Raw genomic sequence first — 933 nt, forward strand, 5'->3', positions numbered from 1 at the left:
GGTGTACGCGGTGCCGTGCGGGGCTCGCCGCCGCCCGCGCGCAGGCTGTCAGCCAATGATGGGTCTCTCCTCCGGGTAGCGGATGACACGACGACGGTTGCGCAGCGCGAGCGCCGCCGCAAGCGTCATGGTGCCGGTCCGGCCGATGAACATGAGCACGACGAGCACGTACTTGGCGGGCGTCGGCAGGTCGGCCGTGATGCCGGTCGACAGCCCGCACGTCGCGAACGCCGAGATCACCTCGAACAGCACGCGGTCGAGCGTCAGCCCCGTCATGGCCAGCAGCAGCAGCGACGACACGAGCACGATGGTCGCGGAGACGAACCCGACGGCGATGGCGACCTGCAGCGACTCGCGCGGGATCCGGCGGCCGAACGCCTCGACGTCGCGGTCGCCCCGGCCCTCGGCGACGATCGCGAGCAGCATGACCGCGAGCGTCGTGACCTTGATGCCGCCCGCGGTGGACGCGGACCCGCCGCCGACGAACATGAGCGCGTCGAGCAGCAGCCACGTGCCCTCGTGCATCTGGTCGACGTCCACCGTCGAGAACCCGCCCGAGCGTGGCATGACGCCCGCGAACAGCGACGCGAGCGCCGTGCCGTCCTTGGTCGACGCGGACACCGACAGGGTCGCCAGCGCGGAGCCGTCGACCGTGCGCGTGGGCAGGTCGCCCTTGAACCGGACGTCGAGCGAGCCGGCGTCGTGGTGGCCCGTGTTCATCTCGAACACGTGGTACGTCGGCGTGAGCACGAGCGCGCCCGAGTCGGGGTCGGTGAGGATCATCGCCTGCAGCACGTTGACGGTCTGCGCGATGTTCGCCATCGAGATGCGGCGCGCGTACCGGTGGAAGGTGTCGAAGTGCGTCGAGGCGACGAGCGCGTCGCGCAGCGTGTTCTGCTGGTACAGGAACCCGGGGTTGGTGCCCTCGTCGAC

The 933-nt window shown here is 70.6% G+C and carries 1 protein-coding gene; it reads right to left on the bottom strand.

Annotation, left to right across the window (positions count from 1 at the left end):
- Nucleotides 1-48 precede the first annotated feature (48 nt).
- On the bottom strand, nucleotides 49-933 hold an 885-nt coding region (locus G3I71_RS52500; RefSeq protein ID WP_275409411.1), incomplete at its 5' end, for a potassium transporter TrkG.

This window comes from Streptomyces sp. SID12501, from assembly GCF_010550245.1.
GTDB lineage: Bacteria > Actinomycetota > Actinomycetes > Streptomycetales > Streptomycetaceae > Streptomyces.